Below are 15076 nucleotides of genomic sequence, written 5' to 3'. Positions count from 1 at the left end.
AGGGCATGGGCGGCCGGCTCGCTCACGCGGAACGACGCCGCGTCCAACCCCCTGCCTTCGGTCGCGGCGTCAGCGCGAAAGCTTCCGGGCGACCTCCGTCGCCCAGTACGTGAGGATCATGTTGGCGCCGGCTCGCCGCACGCACGTGAGCGTCTCCATGATGGTGCGGTCCCGGTCGATCCACCCGTTCGCGGCAGCCGCCTCGACCATCGCGTACTCACCGCTCACCTGATACGCGGCCACCGGCACGTCGACGGTGTCGGCGACCTTCCGCAGCACGTCCAGGTACGGCAGCGCGGGCTTGACCATCACCATGTCAGCGCCTTCGGCGAGATCCAGCGCCAGCTCCCGCATCGACTCGCGGAAGTTCGCCGGGTCCTGCTGATACGTCTTGCGGTCGCCGGTGAGCGACGAGTCGACGGCCTCGCGGAAGGGCCCGTAGAAGGCCGACGCGTACTTCACCGTGTAGGCCAGGATGGAGACGTCCTCGTGCCCGACCGCGTCCAGCGCGTCACGCACGACGGCGACCTGACCGTCCATCATCCCGGACGGGCCCACCACATGAACGCCCGCGTCGGCCTGCACCTGCGCCATCTCGGCGTAGCGCTCCAGCGTCGCGTCGTTGTCGACCCGCCCCCGCGCGTCGAGCACCCCGCAGTGCCCGTGGTCGGTGAACTCGTCCAGACACAGATCGGACATCACCACAACAGCGTCCCCGACCTCGGAGACCACATCGCGAATGGCGACCTGCAGCACACCGTCCGGCTCGGTCCCCTGCGTCCCGACCGCGTCCTTCACCAACGGCACACCGAACAGCATGATCCCGCCGACACCGGCCTCGGCCGCCTCCAGGGCAGCCTTCCGCAGCGTGTCGCGGGTGTGCTGGAAGACACCGGGCATGGAGGAGACCGGCACGGGCTCACTGAGCCCTTCCCGCACGAACATCGGCAGGATCAGCTCAGCGGGATCCAGCCGGGTCTCGGCGACCAACCGCCGCACCGCCGGGCTGGTACGCAGCCGACGAGGGCGCGCTCCGGGGAATTCACCGTAGCCAGTCATGTCCGAGCCTTCCTCCAACACCGGAGACGTTCCAGAACTCAAAACTACGCCCGGTCCCAGCATGCTCTTCCCGACTACACGTCGGCCGGAGCGGACGGAGGGGACCAGCACGGGTCAGAGAAACATCCGCCTGGGGCACGGCCACCCACCGGCCGGAGGGGCAGTGGCGGGGTGTCCCCGCAGGACGACGAACGAATCCGGCCCGCAGTTCGCAGCAGACACGAGCGTTCGTCGTCCGAGGAGTCACCCCGGCGCGGCCCCGCCCTTTCAGAACGGACCCGCGCCGCACCACCCCCGCACCACCCCCCGCAACAACTACACCCGCGCCCGCCGCCGCGACCCCGGCCGCCGCTCGCTGGGCCGCGTCACCGGGTCGCCCGCGTCCTCCGCCGCCACCCGCCGCGCCGTACCGAAGTCCGCCAGGGCCTGCGCCAGCGCATGCACGGACGGCTCCGGCGACATCACGTCGACCCGCAGCCCGTGCTCCTCGGCCGTCTTCGCCGTGGCCGGCCCGATACAGGCGATCACCGTCACGTTGTGCGGCTTCCCGGCGATGCCGACCAGGTTCCGCACCGTCGACGACGACGTGAAGAGCACCGCGTCGAACCCGCCGCCCTTGATCGCCTCTCGCGTGTCGGCCGGCGGAGGCGAAGCCCGCACCGTCCGGTAGGCGGTGACGTCGTCGACCTCCCAGCCGAGCTCCACCAGACCCGCCACCAGCGTCTCCGTGGCGATGTCGGCGCGCGGCAGGAACACCCGGTCGATCGGGTCGAAGACCGGATCGTACGGCGGCCAGTCCTCCAACAGCCCCGCCGCCGACTGCTCACCGCTCGGGACGAGATCCGGCTTCACGCCGAACTCGACCAGCGACTGGGCGGTCTGCTCGCCGACCGCGGCGACCTTGATCCCCGCGAAGGCGCGCGCGTCGAGCCCGTACTCCTCGAACTTCTCCCGCACCGCCTTGACGGCGTTCACGGACGTGAAGGCGATCCACTCATAACGCCCGGTGACCAGCCCCTTCACCGCCCGCTCCATCTGCTGCGGAGTCCGCGGCGGCTCGACGGCGATCGTCGGCACCTCGTGCGGGACCGCGCCGTACGAACGCAGCTGGTCCGACAGCGAGGCGGCCTGCTCCTTGGTGCGCGGCACCAGGACGCGCCAGCCGAAGAGCGGCTTGGTCTCGAACCAGGACAGCTGGGCGCGCTGGAGACTGCGCTGGCCGACGACGGCTATCGCCGCGATCGGGCCCTCCGGCGTCGGCAGCGCCTTGGTGGCCTTCAGCTCGGAGGCGATCGTGGCCAGAGTCGCGGTCCAGGTGCGCTGCCGGGTCGTGGTGCCGGCGACCGTGACGGTCAGCGGGGTGTCCGGCTTGCGGCCCGCCGCGACCAGCTCCGCCGCGGCGGCGACCACGGTCTGCAGCGTCGTGGTGAGGACCAGCGTGGCCTCGCTCGCGCCGACCTCGCTCCAGCAGCGGTCGGAGGCGGTGGCGGCATCGACGCAGCGGACGTCGGCGCTGAGCGGGACCCCGGCGTAAGCGGGTACACCCATGGCCGCCGAGACGCCCGGCACGACCTCGAAGGGAATGCCGGCGGCCGCGCAGGCGAGCATCTCGCTCGCCGAGCAGTTGTCCAGGCCGGGGTCACCCGCTACCGCACGGACGACCCGCTTGCCGGTGCGGGCGGACGCCATGACAAGCTTGGCTGCGGCAGCGGAAGCGTCCAACACGCCCTCGCCTGCCGCTGGTTCAGCCGTGCCCACGTCTGCTCGGGCGTGCGTGCGCACGACCTCCAGCACGTGCGGCTCGCCGACCAGCAGGTCGGCGTGGGACAGCGCCTCGACGGCGCGCAGAGTCAGCAGCCCGGGATCACCGGGCCCGGCACCGAGGAAGGTGACGTGGCCGAGGCCGGAGTGGTTGACGGCGGTGGGGCTCAAAGTACGCGCTCCCCCATAAGACCGGCTGCGCCCTTGGCGAGCATCTCGGCCGCGAGTTCGCGACCGAGAACCGCGGCGTCATCCGCGGACTCAGGGGTTGCACCAGTGATGGACATCTGCACCAGCTGGGTGCCGTCGGTCGTACCGACGACCCCCCGCAGGCGCAGCTCGGAAATCTGCCCGTCGGCCACCAGGTCGGCCAGCGCGCCCACAGGGGCGGAGCAGCCGGCCTCAAGGGCGGCGAGCAGTGATCGTTCAGCGGTGACGGCGGCCCGGGTGAACGGGTCGTCGAGTTCCGCGAGCTGTGCGGCCAGCGCCGACCCCGCCGCGTTACCGGCGGAGCACTCGATGGCGAGCGCGCCCTGTCCCGGGGCGGGCAGGACGGCGTCGACGGGGATCAGCTGGGTCGCCTCACCGAGGCGGCCGAGGCGGCTGAGCCCGGCGGCGGCCAGGACGACGGCGTCGAGTTCTCCCGAGGCGACGAAGCCGATGCGGGTGTCGACGTTGCCGCGGATGGGCACCGTCTCGACCGCCCCGCCCAGGCTGCGGGCCCAGGCGTTCAACTGCGCCATCCTGCGCGGCGATCCGGTGCCGACGCGGGCCGGCCGGCCCAGCGCGGCGGAGGCCGCCACGAGCTGCTCGAACGTCAGCCCGTCGCGGGCGACGAGTGCGTCACGGGGGTCCTCGCGGACCGGGATCGCGGCGAGTTCGAGGCCCTCGGCGGGAGTCGTCGGCAGGTCCTTGAGCGAGTGCACGGCGAAGTCGATCTCGCCGGTGAGCAGCGCGTCCCGCAGCGCGGAGACGAAGACTCCGGTGCCGCCGATCTGCGCGAGCTGCTCACGCGAGACATCTCCGTACGTGGTGATCTCGACGAGCTCGACCGGCCGGCCGGTCAGTTGGCGCACCTGCTCCGCCACCATGCCGGACTGCGCCATGGCGAGCTTGCTGCGCCGGGTGCCCAGTTTCAATGCGATGGGGCCGTTCATGGCCGCCCTCGATTCGGGTCGTCGGCCCTGCTGACGGCGGCGACCGCCTGCGGGTCGAGGTCGAAGAGTTCACGCAGCGCGTCCGCGTACCCGGCGCCGCCGGGTTCGCCCGCGAGCTGCTTGACCCGCACGGTGGGCGCGTGCAGGAGCTTGTCGACGACGCGGCGGACGGTCTGGGTGATCTCGGCGCGCAGCTTGTCGTCCAGGTCGGGGAGCCGACCGTCGAGCCGGGTCAGTTCCCCGGTGACGACGTCGGCGGCCATCGCGCGCAGCGCGACGACGGTGGGGGTGATGCGCGCGGCGCGCTGGGCGGCGCCGAAGGCACCGACCTCGGCGGCGACGATCTTGCGGACCTCGTCGACGTCGGCGGCCATCGGGGCATCCGCGGAGGCCTCGGCGAGCGACTCTATGTCGACCAGGTGGGCACCTTCGAGGCCGTGCACGGCGGCGTCGACGTCGCGCGGCATCGCCAGGTCGAGCAGGGCCAGCGGGGCGGAGCCGGCGCCGGTCGCGGTGCGGGTGGCGACGGCGGCGGCGACGGTGGCGTGGTCCAGGACCAGACCGGTCGCCCCGGTACAGGACACGACGAGATCGGCCGAGGCCAGCTCGCCGGCGACCGCGTCGAAGTCGGCGGCCCGGCCGCCGAGCTGGGCCGCGAGCCGCTCCGCGCGGTCGGCGGTGCGGTTGGCGATGACGAGTTCGGTGACGCCCGCGCGGACCAGGGTGGCGGCGGCCAGCGAGGACATCGAGCCCGCGCCGACCACCAGGGCGCGCTTGCCGGCCAGCTTGCCGGTGGTGGCGGCCAGTTGATCGAGACCGAAGGTGACGAGCGACTGCCCGGCCCGGTCGATGCCGGTCTCGCTGTGCGCGCGCTTGCCGACCCGCAGGGCCTGCTGGAACAGGTCGTTGAGCAGCCGGCCCGCGGTGTGCAGCTCCTGGCCCAGCGCGAGCGCGTCCTTGATCTGGCCGAGGATCTGGCCCTCGCCGACCACCATGGAGTCCAGGCCGCAGGCGACCGAGAACAGGTGGTGGACGGCCCGGTCCTCGTAGTGCACGTAGAGGTAGGGGGTGAGCTCTTCGAGGCCGACGCCGCTGTGCAGTGACAGCAGCATCGACAGCTCGGCGACGCCCGCGTGGAACTTGTCCACGTCGGCGTAGAGCTCGATGCGGTTGCAGGTGGCGAGCACCGCCGCTTCGGTCGCGGGCTCGGCGGCCAGCGCGTCCTGCAGCAGCTTGGCCTTGGCCTCGTCCGTGAGCGCGGCCCGCTCCAGCAGGCTGACCGGTGCGCTGCGGTGGCTCAGGCCGACAACGAGAACACTCATGCGGGCATCACGGCGGGAACGTCCCCGTCCGGGCTCTGGCCCTGCTCGCCGGCCTTGCGCTGCTCGTGGAACGCGAGGATCTGCAGCTCGATGGAGAGGTCGACCTTGCGGACGTCGACGCCCTCGGGGACCTGCAGCACGGTCGGCGCGAAGTTCAGGATGGAGGTGACGCCCGCGGTGACGAGGCGGTCGCAGACCTCCTGCGCGGCGCCGGCCGGAGTCGCGATGACGCCGATCGACACCTGGTTGTCCTCGACGATGGCTTCGAGCTCGTCGATGTGCCGGACCGGGAGTCCGGCCACCAGCTTTCCGGCGAGGGTCGCGTCGGCGTCCATCAGGGCCGCGACGCGGAACCCGCGGGAGGCGAAGCCGCCGTAGTTGGCGAGCGCGGCACCGAGGTTTCCGATACCGACGATCACGACGGGCCAGTCCTGGGTGAGACCCAGCTCACGGGAGATCTGGTAGACGAGGTACTCGACGTCGTAGCCGACGCCGCGGGTCCCGTACGAGCCGAGGTAGGAGAAGTCCTTGCGCAGTTTCGCGGAGTTGACCCCCGCGGCGGTCGCGAGCTCCTCCGACGACACCGTGGGCACCGAACGCTCGGAAAGCGTGGTGAGAGCCCGCAGGTACAGCGGAAGCCTGGCGACGGTGGCCTCGGGAATCCCTCGGCTGCGGGTCGCCGGTCGGTGAGAACGGCTAGTTGCCACGATGCTCCTGCGGGTAGAGCGTAGACGTCCGAGAACCACAGTCCCCGGGGCCGCCCCGTGCATGCCAGGCTATGTCTTTGTGAACGCGTGCACAAAGATAGTGTCCGTTTTGTCCGGTGGAAGTGACCGGCATCACGCGCTCCCATTCCGGACACAAGAAACCATTCGCTGTGGCGAGTCGTTCCATCCCTTCGGGCCGTTCGGTATTTCCGCGGACCAGTCCGCCGCCGCCTCCACCAACGGCTCGGCCGACCGCTCCACCGATCGGTCCGCCGACCCGCCGGGCGGACGATCAACGGAGGCCCGCCCGAGCCACAGCGCGTCAGCCTCCGGCAGCCGCGCGATCACCGGCCACTCCACTCCCGCCGCAGTCTCCACCGCTCCCGGTACGCCGATCCGGCCCGCCACTTCCGCCACTTCCGCCGCTTCCGCCACGTCCGCTGCTTCCGCCACGTAGTGCGCGAACAGTCGCGCGGTGGCCCGCGCGTCACCCAGCGCCGTGTGCGCCGCCCAGTCACCCAGTCCGGCGTCCGCCACGCAAGCCCCCAGCGAGAATCCGCGCGGACCCGGCACCCGCGAGATGGCCATCCGCATCGTGCACAGCTCCGGCACGGCCGGCAGCGTCACGCCCAGCCGCGCGTACTCAGCGGCCAGGAACGCCCGATCACACCCCACGTTGTGCCCCACCAGCACCCTGCCGCGCAGCAGCCCCAGCAGTCTCGGCGCGATCCCCGCGAATGTCGGCGCCCCACCGAGGTCATGCCGCTCGATGCCGTGGATATGGGTCGGGCCGACCGGCCCTTCGGGATCGATCAACGTGCTGAACTCGCCCTGCGGGACGCACTCCCGGTCGAGCAGCACCACGGCCACCTCGATCACCCGGTGCCGCCGTGAACTGGACCCGGTGGCCTCCAGGTCCACGACGGCGTAGCCGCCAGACCCCTGGAACCGTCCGGAGAGCACGCGCCCACATCCTCACGCCTAGCCCCCGGTGTTCAAATCGAACTCGATGGTAATCGAATGCGCGCACCACGTGTAACGCGCTCATAAGGGGCTTAGCCGGTGAGCGCGGTCCGCAGCCGCTGCTCGTCGACCCGCCAGAAGTCGTGCTGCTCACCGTCGACCAGCACCACCGGGATCTGCTCCCAGTACTTGCGGTACAGCTCCTCGTCCTGGGTGATGTCGCGTTCGTCGACGCGGGAGCCGAGCTCCCCCGCGACTCTCTCGATCACCGCGCGGGCGTCGTCGCACAGATGGCAGCCGGGCTTGCCGATCAGCGTCACGGTGCGGTCGGCGGGGTCCTTGCGGGCGCTGCGGCGCAGGAGGGGACTCATCCGAGACATTGTGCCCCCGTGCGCGCACGGGCGGACCCGGTCGGCGGGTAACACCTATGTCGCGAGGTGTTCACGCCATCGCTCCTTCCGCGGCCGGGACCGGCCGAACAACATGGCTATGCTCGCCGCATGGCCGCTTTGCAATGGCTCACCCCCCGTAAGCGCTCCGCCACCGCGCGCAGCGTGCTGGCCGGCGAGGCCGCAGCCGAGGCCGCACTCGCGGTGCCGGCCGGACACTCCAAGGCAGCGGAAGCACCCGCGGCGGGCGCCGGGCCCGGAAAGAACGCGAAACCGGGGAAGCCGGACGAGAACGGCGGCGCGCCCGAGTTCCCCGTCGTCGGGGATCCGCACGCCGCCGCCTTCTTCGATCTCGACAACACCGTGATGCAGGGCGCCGCGATCTTCCACTTCGGCCGCGGCCTGTACAAGCGGAAGTTCTTCCACAAGCGCGAGCTCGCCCGCTTCGCCTGGCAGCAGGCCTGGTTCCGGCTGGCCGGGTCCGAGGACCCCGAGCACATGCAGGACGCGCGGGACAGCGCGCTGTCGATCGTCAAGGGGCACCGCGTCGAGGAGCTCATGTCGATCGGCGAGGAGATCTACGACGAGTACATGGCGGAGAAGATCTGGCCGGGCACCCGGGCCCTCGCCCAGGCCCACCTCGACGCGGGCCAGCGGGTCTGGCTGGTCACGGCCGCGCCCGTGGAGACCGCGACGATCATCGCCCGCCGGCTCGGCCTGACCGGCGCGCTGGGCACCGTCGCCGAATCGGTCGGCGGCGTCTACACCGGCCGGCTGGTCGGCGAACCGCTGCACGGGCCGTCCAAGGCCGAGGCGGTCCGGGCGCTCGCCGGCGCCGAGGGGCTGCAGTTGTCACGCTGCGCCGCGTACAGCGACTCGGCGAACGACATCCCGATGCTGTCGCTGGTCGGGCACCCGTACGCGATCAACCCCGACGCCCGGCTGCGCAAGCACGCCCGCGCCCAGGGCTGGCGGCTGCGCGACTACCGCACCGGCCGCAAGGCCGCGAAGATCGGCATCCCGGCCGCGGCCGGAGTGGGCGCGGTGGCGGGCGGCGCGCTCGCCGCGGTGGCGATCCACCGCCGCCGTCGCTAAGAGCTGTCCGCCGCGACACCCCGCGAGCGGTGCCGCGTCCCGTGCCGCGGCCGCGCCACGCCGCCCCGTGGTCGCAGCACTGTCACACAGCCACAACACGCACTCCCCGCGACCAATTCACGAACGTAAGCGGTCAACTTCGGTTCAATGTTCGATAATTGATCGATCACCAATGCACCAAGGAACCGACGTAACCGGCGATTTAGGCAACACGGTGTAGCGCCGCCTGTACGAAGCGTTATTCTCCTCAGACGCAATCGGAACCCACACGTCGACCACGGCGGGTGCCCGGTCCCGTACTGCACGTGATGGAAGTTCTGCCTCTGGGAGTCCCGTGTACCCACACGACGGGGTTGACACCTCCGGCCTGGCAACGCTGCGCGCATTGGTGAACGACTGCCTGCGTGTCGTCCCCGCGTTCGCCGAGCCCGCCCTCGCCACGCCCTTTCCCGCCGGCCCCGCGTACGCTCTGGCCGAAGTCAGCACCGCCGCAGGCAGACGCACCCGGAACACCCCTCGGAGCGGCTCCGGCAGCAACGCCGCCGGCGGACCCACCGCCCGCCGTCCCGCCGCGGACAGTGACAGCGGCCGGATGATGGACCTCGTCGAGCGGGCCCAGGCCGGCGAGACCGAGGCCTTCGGCCGGCTCTACGACCACTACTCCGACACCGTCTACCGGTACATCTACTACCGCGTCGGCGGGAAGGCGACCGCCGAGGACCTGACCAGCGAGACGTTTCTGCGCGCCCTGCGCCGGATCGGCACCTTCACCTGGCAGGGCCGCGACTTCGGCGCCTGGCTCGTCACGATCGCCCGCAACCTGGTCGCCGACCACTTCAAGTCCAGCCGCTTCCGCCTCGAGGTCACCACCGGCGAGATGCTCGACGCCAACGAGGTCGAGCGCAGCCCCGAGGACTCGGTGCTGGAGCAGCTCTCCAACGAGGCGCTGCTCGTCGCGGTCAGGAAGCTCAACCCGCAGCAGCAGGAGTGCGTCACGCTGCGCTTCCTGCAGGGCCTGTCGGTCGCCGAGACCGCCCGCATCATGGGCAAGAACGAAGGGGCGATCAAGACCCTTCAGTACCGCGCCGTGCGCACCCTGGCCAGGTTGCTCCCCGAAGACGCCCGGTGAGCCTGAGTTGTCCCTTTTCCCCCACCTTCACCGGCCATTTTTCCGGTTGCTGCGGTCCGATCATCATGACCGCGTAACCCAACTGGCGCGGCGCTCGTTGCACCACATGCAGACACCTCTCTGCCGCGCTCTGGCCGCTTCCAGTCACTCGATTGGGTGGACAGAAACAAGGAATGCAACCTTCCGGGCGGCTTCGGGAGTCGAGTGTGGATGACGAGAGGAGGTGCCGCCCATGATCGGACAAGCAACGGCACACCGTCGGGCGAACGCCTTCGCCCAGGCCCTTGAGACTGCCGGTTTCCCGGGGGAAGACCCCCGGACCTCCGACAGCTCACCCCAGGAGCCCGCCGGCGAACACGGCGCCCATGCCACGGACCGGCATGCCGACCCCGATCAGGGGCGACTGCTGGCTCTGGTCGGTGCCATCGGCGACCGGCGGCCGCCGGTGCTGAGCGCCGAGGCGAAGACGGTGCAACGTGCCCAACTGATCGCCGCGATGGAGACCGCGCTCGCCGACGGCAGCCTTGAGGTCTCCCCCAAGGTCCCCGAGCAACGGACCGGCGGCGCCCACCGCGCCACCGGGCTCGGGAAACTCAGGCCACGATCCCGCTGGTCCCGCCGGCTCGCCGCCGGCGGGCTCTCCGTGGGCGTAGCGGCCGGGGCCCTGGGCGGAGTCGCGGCGGCCAGTACGAACGCACTGCCAGGAGACACCCTCTACGGCCTCAAACGGGGCATGGAGGATCTCAAGCTGGACATGGCCAACAACGACGCCTCCCGGGGAGGCGTCCTGCTGGACATGGCCGCGACCCGTATGCAGGAGGCCCGGCGCCTCATGGAGCGCGGTCGCTCGGGCGAACTCGACAGCGAATCGGTCGGTGAGGTCCGCAGGGCGCTCCTCGGTATGCACCAGGAGGCCGCGGAAGGCCACCGACTGCTCACCGCGGCGTACCAGCGCGATGGCTCGCTGCAGCCGATGGAGGTGCTCAACGAGTTCAACGCCTCGCACCGCGAGGGGTGGAGCCAATTGCGCGACCGGCTGCCCACCCAGCTCGGCGACGTGAGTACCCAGGTCACCTCGGTCTTCGACGCCATAGAGCACGACGTCGCACCACTGGCCGGAAAGCTCCCCCACCCCCAGGGCAGCGAAGGCCCCGCGCACCGGCAGGCCGGCAAACCCGGCCCCACCGGTACCGGCCACAGCGGCACGGCCACCCCGGCGCCGCACACCTCCGCCACCGCGGAGGGCCACAGCGGCACTCCGGGCACCACCAGCAGCCCGAGCGCCGGCAAGGACAAGGAACACCTGATCGGCGGCACTGACGGGCTGCTGCCACCGTCACCGGGCACCGGCGAGGAGAGCTCGTCCAGCCCGGCGACGGCCACGCCGCCGTCCGTCAACCTGCCCCCGCTGCTCCCCGGCCTGCTCCCGGGCCTCGGCCTGGGGGCGGAGGACGCCGAGGAGTAACCGGCCGTTACTGCGTGTGGGGTGGGTCCCGGCCGACGGCCAGGACCCACCCCACGGGTGTTTCGCGGAAGAGCGACCTCAGAAGAACACGGACCGCCGCTGCACCAGCAGCTTGTACAGCGTGTGCTGGATGGTCTCCCGCACCTGGTCCGTCAGGTTGAAGACCAGCATCGGGTCCTCCGCCGCCTCCGGCGGGTACTGGTCGGTCCTGATCGGCTCCCCGAACTGGATCGTCCACTTCGTCGGCAGCGGCACCAGGCCCAGCGGCCCCAGCCAGGGGAAGGTCGGTGTGAGGGGGAAGTACGGCACGCCCAGCAGCCGCGCCAGCGTCTTGGAGTTGCCGACCATGGGGTAGATCTCCTCCGCCCCCACGATCGAGCACGGAACGATCGGCGCGCCGGTCCTCAACGCCGTCGAGACGAAGCCGCCGCGGCCGAAACGCTGCAGCTTGTAGCGGTCGGCGAAGGGCTTGCCCAGGCCCTTGAAGCCCTCCGGCATCACCCCGACGACCTCACCGCGCTCCAGCAGCAGCTGGGCGTCCTCGGTGCAGGCCAGCGTGTGGCCCGCCTTGCGGGCCAGCTCGTTCACCACCGGCAGCGCGAAGACCAGGTCGGCGGCGAGCAGCCGCAGGTGGCGGTTGGCCGGGTGGTGGTCGTGGACGGCGACCTGCGCCATCAACCCGTCGAGCGGCAGCGTCCCCGAGTGGTTCGCGACCACGAGGGCGCCGCCCTCGGCCGGGATGTTCTCGATGCCCTTGACCTCGACCCGGAAGTACTGGTCGAAGACCGGTCGCAGCACCGACATGAGCACCTGGTCGGTGAGCTGCTGGTCGTACCCGAACTCGTCGACCTCGTAGTCCCCGGTGATCCGGCGCCGCAGGAACGACAGCCCGTGGGCGACCTTGCGGTCCCAGCGGATGCCCATCAGCCGCTCGGCCGCACCGGTCAGCGCCTCCGTCAGGGCTTCGGCGACGGCCGCCGCGGGCGCCGTGCGCGGCCCGCCACCGCCGTCGGCCTCCGCGGAACGCCCGATTCCCTCCGGATCGCCCGCGAGGCCGTCCTGGCCCTGCTGAGCGCCCTCACGGGCCGTCCCGAACGCCCCCGCGGCCTCAGCTGCCGCGTGCGGAACGCGGGGCTTCGGCGCACCGGCCGCCTCGTCCGGGAGCTCCGCCGGAACGGCGGCCAGGGCCGTCGCTGAGACGGCCCCCTCGCCCTTCTTCCTGGATCCCGCCCGTCCGCGCGGCCGGCCCGGCCCCCGACGGGCACGTGTGTCCTCGTCGAACGGGATGACCTTGGCATCCGCCATGCTGCGGCTCCTCCTCGTTGGGGCTCTACGTCCGGTTGGCGCCCGCGGGAAGCGCGGCGGCGATCGCGTCGACCGTGCGGGCGAGCCGGTCGGGCGGCAGCAGGCCGGGACCACGGCTCCGGGCGAAGTCGCCGAAGGTCTCGGCCGTGGTGTACCGCGGCACGAAACCGAGCGTCTCACGCATCTGGGTGGTGTCCACCACTCTGCCGTGGGTCAGCAGCCGGATCTGTTCCGGCGAGAAGTCCGTGACCCCCGCCGTGCGCAGCATCTGCCCGATCCAGGTGACGGCGGGCAGCAGCACCGGGACGGTGGGCCGGCCGAGCCGTCGGGCGGTCTGCGACAGCAGCAGGACGCCATCGCCGGCGATGTTGAACGTGCCGCTGTTGAGCGTCCCCCGGCGGGGGTCGAGCGAGGCGAGGACCAGCACGTCGGTCACGTCGTCCTCGTGCACGAACTGCAGCCGCGGGTCGTAGCCGAACACCGTCGGCAGCGCCGGCAGCGAGAAGTACTCGGCGAGCGGGGAGTCGGCCTGCGGGCCGAGGATGTTGGCGAATCGCAGGACCGCCACCGCGACGTCGGGCCGGCGGCGCGCGAACCCGCGCACATAACCCTCGACCTCGACCGCGTCCTTCGCGAAGCCACCGCTGGGCAGCGACTTCGGCGGCATGGTCTCGGTGAACACCGCCGGGTCGCGGGGCGCGGAGCCGTAGACGCTGGTCGTCGACTTCACCACGAGGCGGCTCACGGTCGGGGCCTTCTGGCACGCCCCCAGGAGCTGCATCGTGCCGATGACGTTGGTCTCCTTGACCTGCGTCCGGCCGCCGGAGCCCAGCGGGGTGCCGCTGACGTCCATGTGCACCACGGTGTCGACGTTGTGCTGGGCGAGCACCTTGGCGATCATCGGGTGCCGGATGTCCGCGCGGACGAACTCCGCGCTGCCCAATTGGTGCTCGGGCACCTCGGCGTCCACGGCGATCACCCGGTCCACGTCCGGATCATGCTGGATCCGGCGGACGAACCGGCCGCCCAGCTTTCGCGCGACTCCGGTGACGAGCACCACCTTGCCCACGATTCAGCGCCTTCCATCAGGGATGTACGCACCGTATCGGTTCGTTGTTGCGCTGTGATGACGGCCTGGGGCCGCCGGCCGGGAACGCCCCCCGTGCGGCGGACGCCCCGGGCCTTCGGCTACCCCCGAGTGCCCTAACCACCCCGGGAACGCCGCTGCCCTCCCACCGCCGCACGGAGCACGGTGGTGGGAGGGCAGGGAAGTGCAGCGAGTGGCTCGCTTACTTCTTGTTGCGACGCTGCACACGCGTACGCTTCAGCAGCTTGCGGTGCTTCTTCTTGGCCATACGCTTGCGCCGCTTCTTGATGACAGAGCCCACGACTACCCTCGCTTCGTTTTCACTCGGTGCGGGGCGTCCGAGCCCACACGACCTACGTCGGCCAAGCCTACCCGCCCTGAGGGGGCGGGTAGAACCGAGGCGACCGATGAGGCCGTCAGGCGGATTCCCCCACCCCCACGTAGGACTCACGCAGGTAGTCGTGGACGGCTTGTTCTGGCACCCGGAAGGACCTGCCCACCCGGATCGCCGGCAGATGGCCACTGTGCACCAATCGGTACACGGTCATCTTGGACACACGCATTACTGAGGCGACCTCCGCCACAGTCAGGAAAACGACCTCGTTGAGAGGCCTGTCGCTAGCAGCCATGACACACCTGAACCTTCCGCACATGACGGCCACCGGCTTCCCCTCCGGTGACTCCAGCAGGCACGTGCGCTCCTCCCCAGATTAGGTGCGGGTGATGCAAGTGGGGAAGAGGAGTTGCGATCGGTTGACTACTGTGACAGACACGCTCGATTGAGTACATAGCGTGTAAGCGGTCGGTAGTAATCAGACCGCACAGCGTCATCAAGCGGAACCGCGACGGAAACCCGGCCCTCCGCCTCGGCCACGAAGACGGCCGGATCATCGGCGTCCGCCAGCCCGATCGCCTCGATGCCCAGCTGACCAGCCCCGCAGACCCACCCGTGATCACCGACCACCAGCCCCGGCAGCACCCCGCCGTGGCCGGCCGCGGCGGCCAGTGCCGCGCGAACCGGGAGAGGGGAGTGCGTGTGCGTGCCGGGCTCGTCGTACGTGACATCCGCGTCCGCGGTGCGGACCATCGCGACTCCGCCTACGTACCAAAGGTTGTGCTGGCGTAGCCCGAATCGGGTCGGAATGTCGACACGTCGACCGTGCGCCGAGGTGAGGACAGGACATCCTGCCGCCGACAATGCCGCGGCCAACGCGGCGTAGAAGCCCAGAAGCCGGCTCGGATGACCCGTTCCGATCAGTACCGGAACCCGGTCGGCCGCTGCCCGACCCAAACGTTCCGCGAAAGCGTCAAGCGCCGCCACCGTGCAGTCGGGGTCGATCACATCCTGCCCCGAAGTGTGCCCGGGGTCCGGTGAGACCCCACATCTTTCGGCCATCAACCTGAGCAACTCCGCCGTACCCCACGTTCCTTCGGGGTCGAGACCGAGCGTCAGGCGCGGATCCCGCGCCGCGAACAACCGATAACTGAGCAGACTTTTCTCCCGGGGCGTCGCCACGGGACCGGCCAGCCGGGCCGCCAGCAGATGCGCGCGCAGCGCGCCGACACTCAGCACGCCCCCGATACTGCCTGCTGCGCCCCCGCTGACCCCCCGAAACCGCAAAACACACCCCTTGCGG

General features: G+C 71.0%; 15 protein-coding genes. 3 read left to right on the top strand and 12 right to left on the bottom strand.

Annotation, left to right across the window (positions count from 1 at the left end; all coding sequences use genetic code 11):
• Nucleotides 1-69: 69 nt before the first annotated feature.
• From hemB to M2266_RS20495, 7 genes are all read right to left on the bottom strand, one after another.
• Nucleotides 70-1059, bottom strand: a complete 990-nt coding sequence (gene hemB / locus M2266_RS20525) for a porphobilinogen synthase (protein ID WP_277439504.1) — start codon at nucleotides 1057-1059, stop codon at nucleotides 70-72.
• A 315-nt stretch (nucleotides 1060-1374) separates the two neighbouring features.
• Nucleotides 1375-2991, bottom strand: coding sequence for a uroporphyrinogen-III synthase (locus tag M2266_RS20520; protein ID WP_277439503.1), 1617 nt, complete (start codon nucleotides 2989-2991; stop codon nucleotides 1375-1377).
• Nucleotides 2988-3977: a hydroxymethylbilane synthase gene (gene hemC, locus M2266_RS20515; RefSeq protein WP_277439502.1), complete on the bottom strand. Its 990-nt coding sequence runs from the start codon at nucleotides 3975-3977 to the stop codon at nucleotides 2988-2990. Before hemC ends, M2266_RS20520 begins: the two co-directional genes overlap by 4 nt.
• The gene (locus M2266_RS20510; protein WP_277439501.1) at nucleotides 3974-5299 is read right to left on the bottom strand and encodes a glutamyl-tRNA reductase; all 1326 of its coding nucleotides are present in this window, start codon (nucleotides 5297-5299) and stop codon (nucleotides 3974-3976) included. Before M2266_RS20510 ends, hemC begins: the two co-directional genes overlap by 4 nt.
• Complete coding sequence (locus M2266_RS20505; RefSeq protein WP_277439500.1) at nucleotides 5296-6006, bottom strand: redox-sensing transcriptional repressor Rex; 711 nt, start codon at nucleotides 6004-6006, stop codon at nucleotides 5296-5298. Before M2266_RS20505 ends, M2266_RS20510 begins: the two co-directional genes overlap by 4 nt.
• A 132-nt stretch (nucleotides 6007-6138) precedes the next feature.
• On the bottom strand, nucleotides 6139-6969 hold the full coding sequence (locus tag M2266_RS20500) for a 3'-5' exonuclease (RefSeq protein WP_277439499.1): 831 nt from the start codon (nucleotides 6967-6969) through the stop codon (nucleotides 6139-6141).
• Nucleotides 6970-7061: 92 nt separating this feature from the next.
• Nucleotides 7062-7340: a glutaredoxin family protein gene (locus M2266_RS20495; RefSeq protein WP_277439498.1), complete on the bottom strand. Its 279-nt coding sequence runs from the start codon at nucleotides 7338-7340 to the stop codon at nucleotides 7062-7064.
• A gap of 129 nt (nucleotides 7341-7469) precedes the next feature.
• On the opposite strand from M2266_RS20495, the gene M2266_RS20490 reads away from it, so the two are divergent.
• The 3 genes from M2266_RS20490 (at nucleotide 7470) to M2266_RS20480 (ending at nucleotide 11047) form a co-directional block, all read left to right on the top strand.
• Nucleotides 7470-8453, top strand: coding sequence for an HAD-IB family hydrolase (locus M2266_RS20490; RefSeq protein WP_277439497.1), 984 nt, complete (start codon nucleotides 7470-7472; stop codon nucleotides 8451-8453).
• Between the two features lie 334 nt (nucleotides 8454-8787).
• Complete coding sequence (locus M2266_RS20485; protein WP_277439496.1) at nucleotides 8788-9582, top strand: ECF subfamily RNA polymerase sigma factor, BldN family; 795 nt, start codon at nucleotides 8788-8790, stop codon at nucleotides 9580-9582.
• Between the two features lie 232 nt (nucleotides 9583-9814).
• Entirely contained in the window at nucleotides 9815-11047 is a 1233-nt protein-coding gene (locus M2266_RS20480; RefSeq protein WP_277439495.1) for a DUF5667 domain-containing protein, read from the top strand.
• A gap of 78 nt (nucleotides 11048-11125) precedes the next feature.
• On the opposite strand, the gene M2266_RS20475 is transcribed toward M2266_RS20480, so the two are convergent.
• The 5 genes from M2266_RS20475 to M2266_RS20455 form a co-directional block, all read right to left on the bottom strand.
• Nucleotides 11126-12352, bottom strand: a complete 1227-nt coding sequence (locus M2266_RS20475; protein WP_277439494.1) for a lysophospholipid acyltransferase family protein — start codon at nucleotides 12350-12352, stop codon at nucleotides 11126-11128.
• Between the two features lie 25 nt (nucleotides 12353-12377).
• Complete coding sequence (locus M2266_RS20470; RefSeq protein WP_277439493.1) at nucleotides 12378-13421, bottom strand: NAD-dependent epimerase/dehydratase family protein; 1044 nt, start codon at nucleotides 13419-13421, stop codon at nucleotides 12378-12380.
• A gap of 220 nt (nucleotides 13422-13641) precedes the next feature.
• The gene (locus tag M2266_RS20465) at nucleotides 13642-13740 is read right to left on the bottom strand and encodes an AURKAIP1/COX24 domain-containing protein (RefSeq protein ID WP_003948845.1); all 99 of its coding nucleotides are present in this window, start codon (nucleotides 13738-13740) and stop codon (nucleotides 13642-13644) included.
• 115 nt (nucleotides 13741-13855) lie between these two features.
• On the bottom strand, nucleotides 13856-14068 hold the full coding sequence (locus tag M2266_RS20460) for a helix-turn-helix domain-containing protein (protein ID WP_164297503.1): 213 nt from the start codon (nucleotides 14066-14068) through the stop codon (nucleotides 13856-13858).
• 128 nt (nucleotides 14069-14196) lie between these two features.
• On the bottom strand, nucleotides 14197-15012 hold the full coding sequence (locus tag M2266_RS20455; protein ID WP_277439492.1) for a phosphatase: 816 nt from the start codon (nucleotides 15010-15012) through the stop codon (nucleotides 14197-14199).
• Between the last annotated feature and the right edge of the window lie 64 nt (nucleotides 15013-15076).

The sequence above is a fragment of the Streptomyces sp. SPB162 genome, assembly GCF_029504575.1.
In the GTDB taxonomy this organism is placed as follows: domain Bacteria; phylum Actinomycetota; class Actinomycetes; order Streptomycetales; family Streptomycetaceae; genus Actinacidiphila.
This window is presented reverse-complemented; position numbering and strand designations above follow the sequence as displayed.

Bases quoted from the DNA above. Each gene is read 5' to 3' on its own strand.
- hemC (WP_277439502.1), bottom strand. From the start codon at position 3,977: ATGAACGGCCCCATCGCATTGAAACTGGGCACCCGGCGCAGCAAGCTC.
- M2266_RS20475 (WP_277439494.1), bottom strand. From the start codon at position 12,352: ATGGCGGATGCCAAGGTCATCCCGTTCGACGAGGACACACGTGCCCGT.
- M2266_RS20460 (WP_164297503.1), bottom strand. From the start codon at position 14,068: ATGGCTGCTAGCGACAGGCCTCTCAACGAGGTCGTTTTCCTGACTGTG.
- M2266_RS20490 (WP_277439497.1), top strand. From the start codon at position 7,470: ATGGCCGCTTTGCAATGGCTCACCCCCCGTAAGCGCTCCGCCACCGCG.
- hemB (WP_277439504.1), bottom strand. From the start codon at position 1,059: ATGACTGGCTACGGTGAATTCCCCGGAGCGCGCCCTCGTCGGCTGCGT.
- M2266_RS20495 (WP_277439498.1), bottom strand. From the start codon at position 7,340: ATGAGTCCCCTCCTGCGCCGCAGCGCCCGCAAGGACCCCGCCGACCGC.
- M2266_RS20480 (WP_277439495.1), top strand. From the start codon at position 9,815: ATGATCGGACAAGCAACGGCACACCGTCGGGCGAACGCCTTCGCCCAG.
- M2266_RS20510 (WP_277439501.1), bottom strand. From the start codon at position 5,299: ATGAGTGTTCTCGTTGTCGGCCTGAGCCACCGCAGCGCACCGGTCAGC.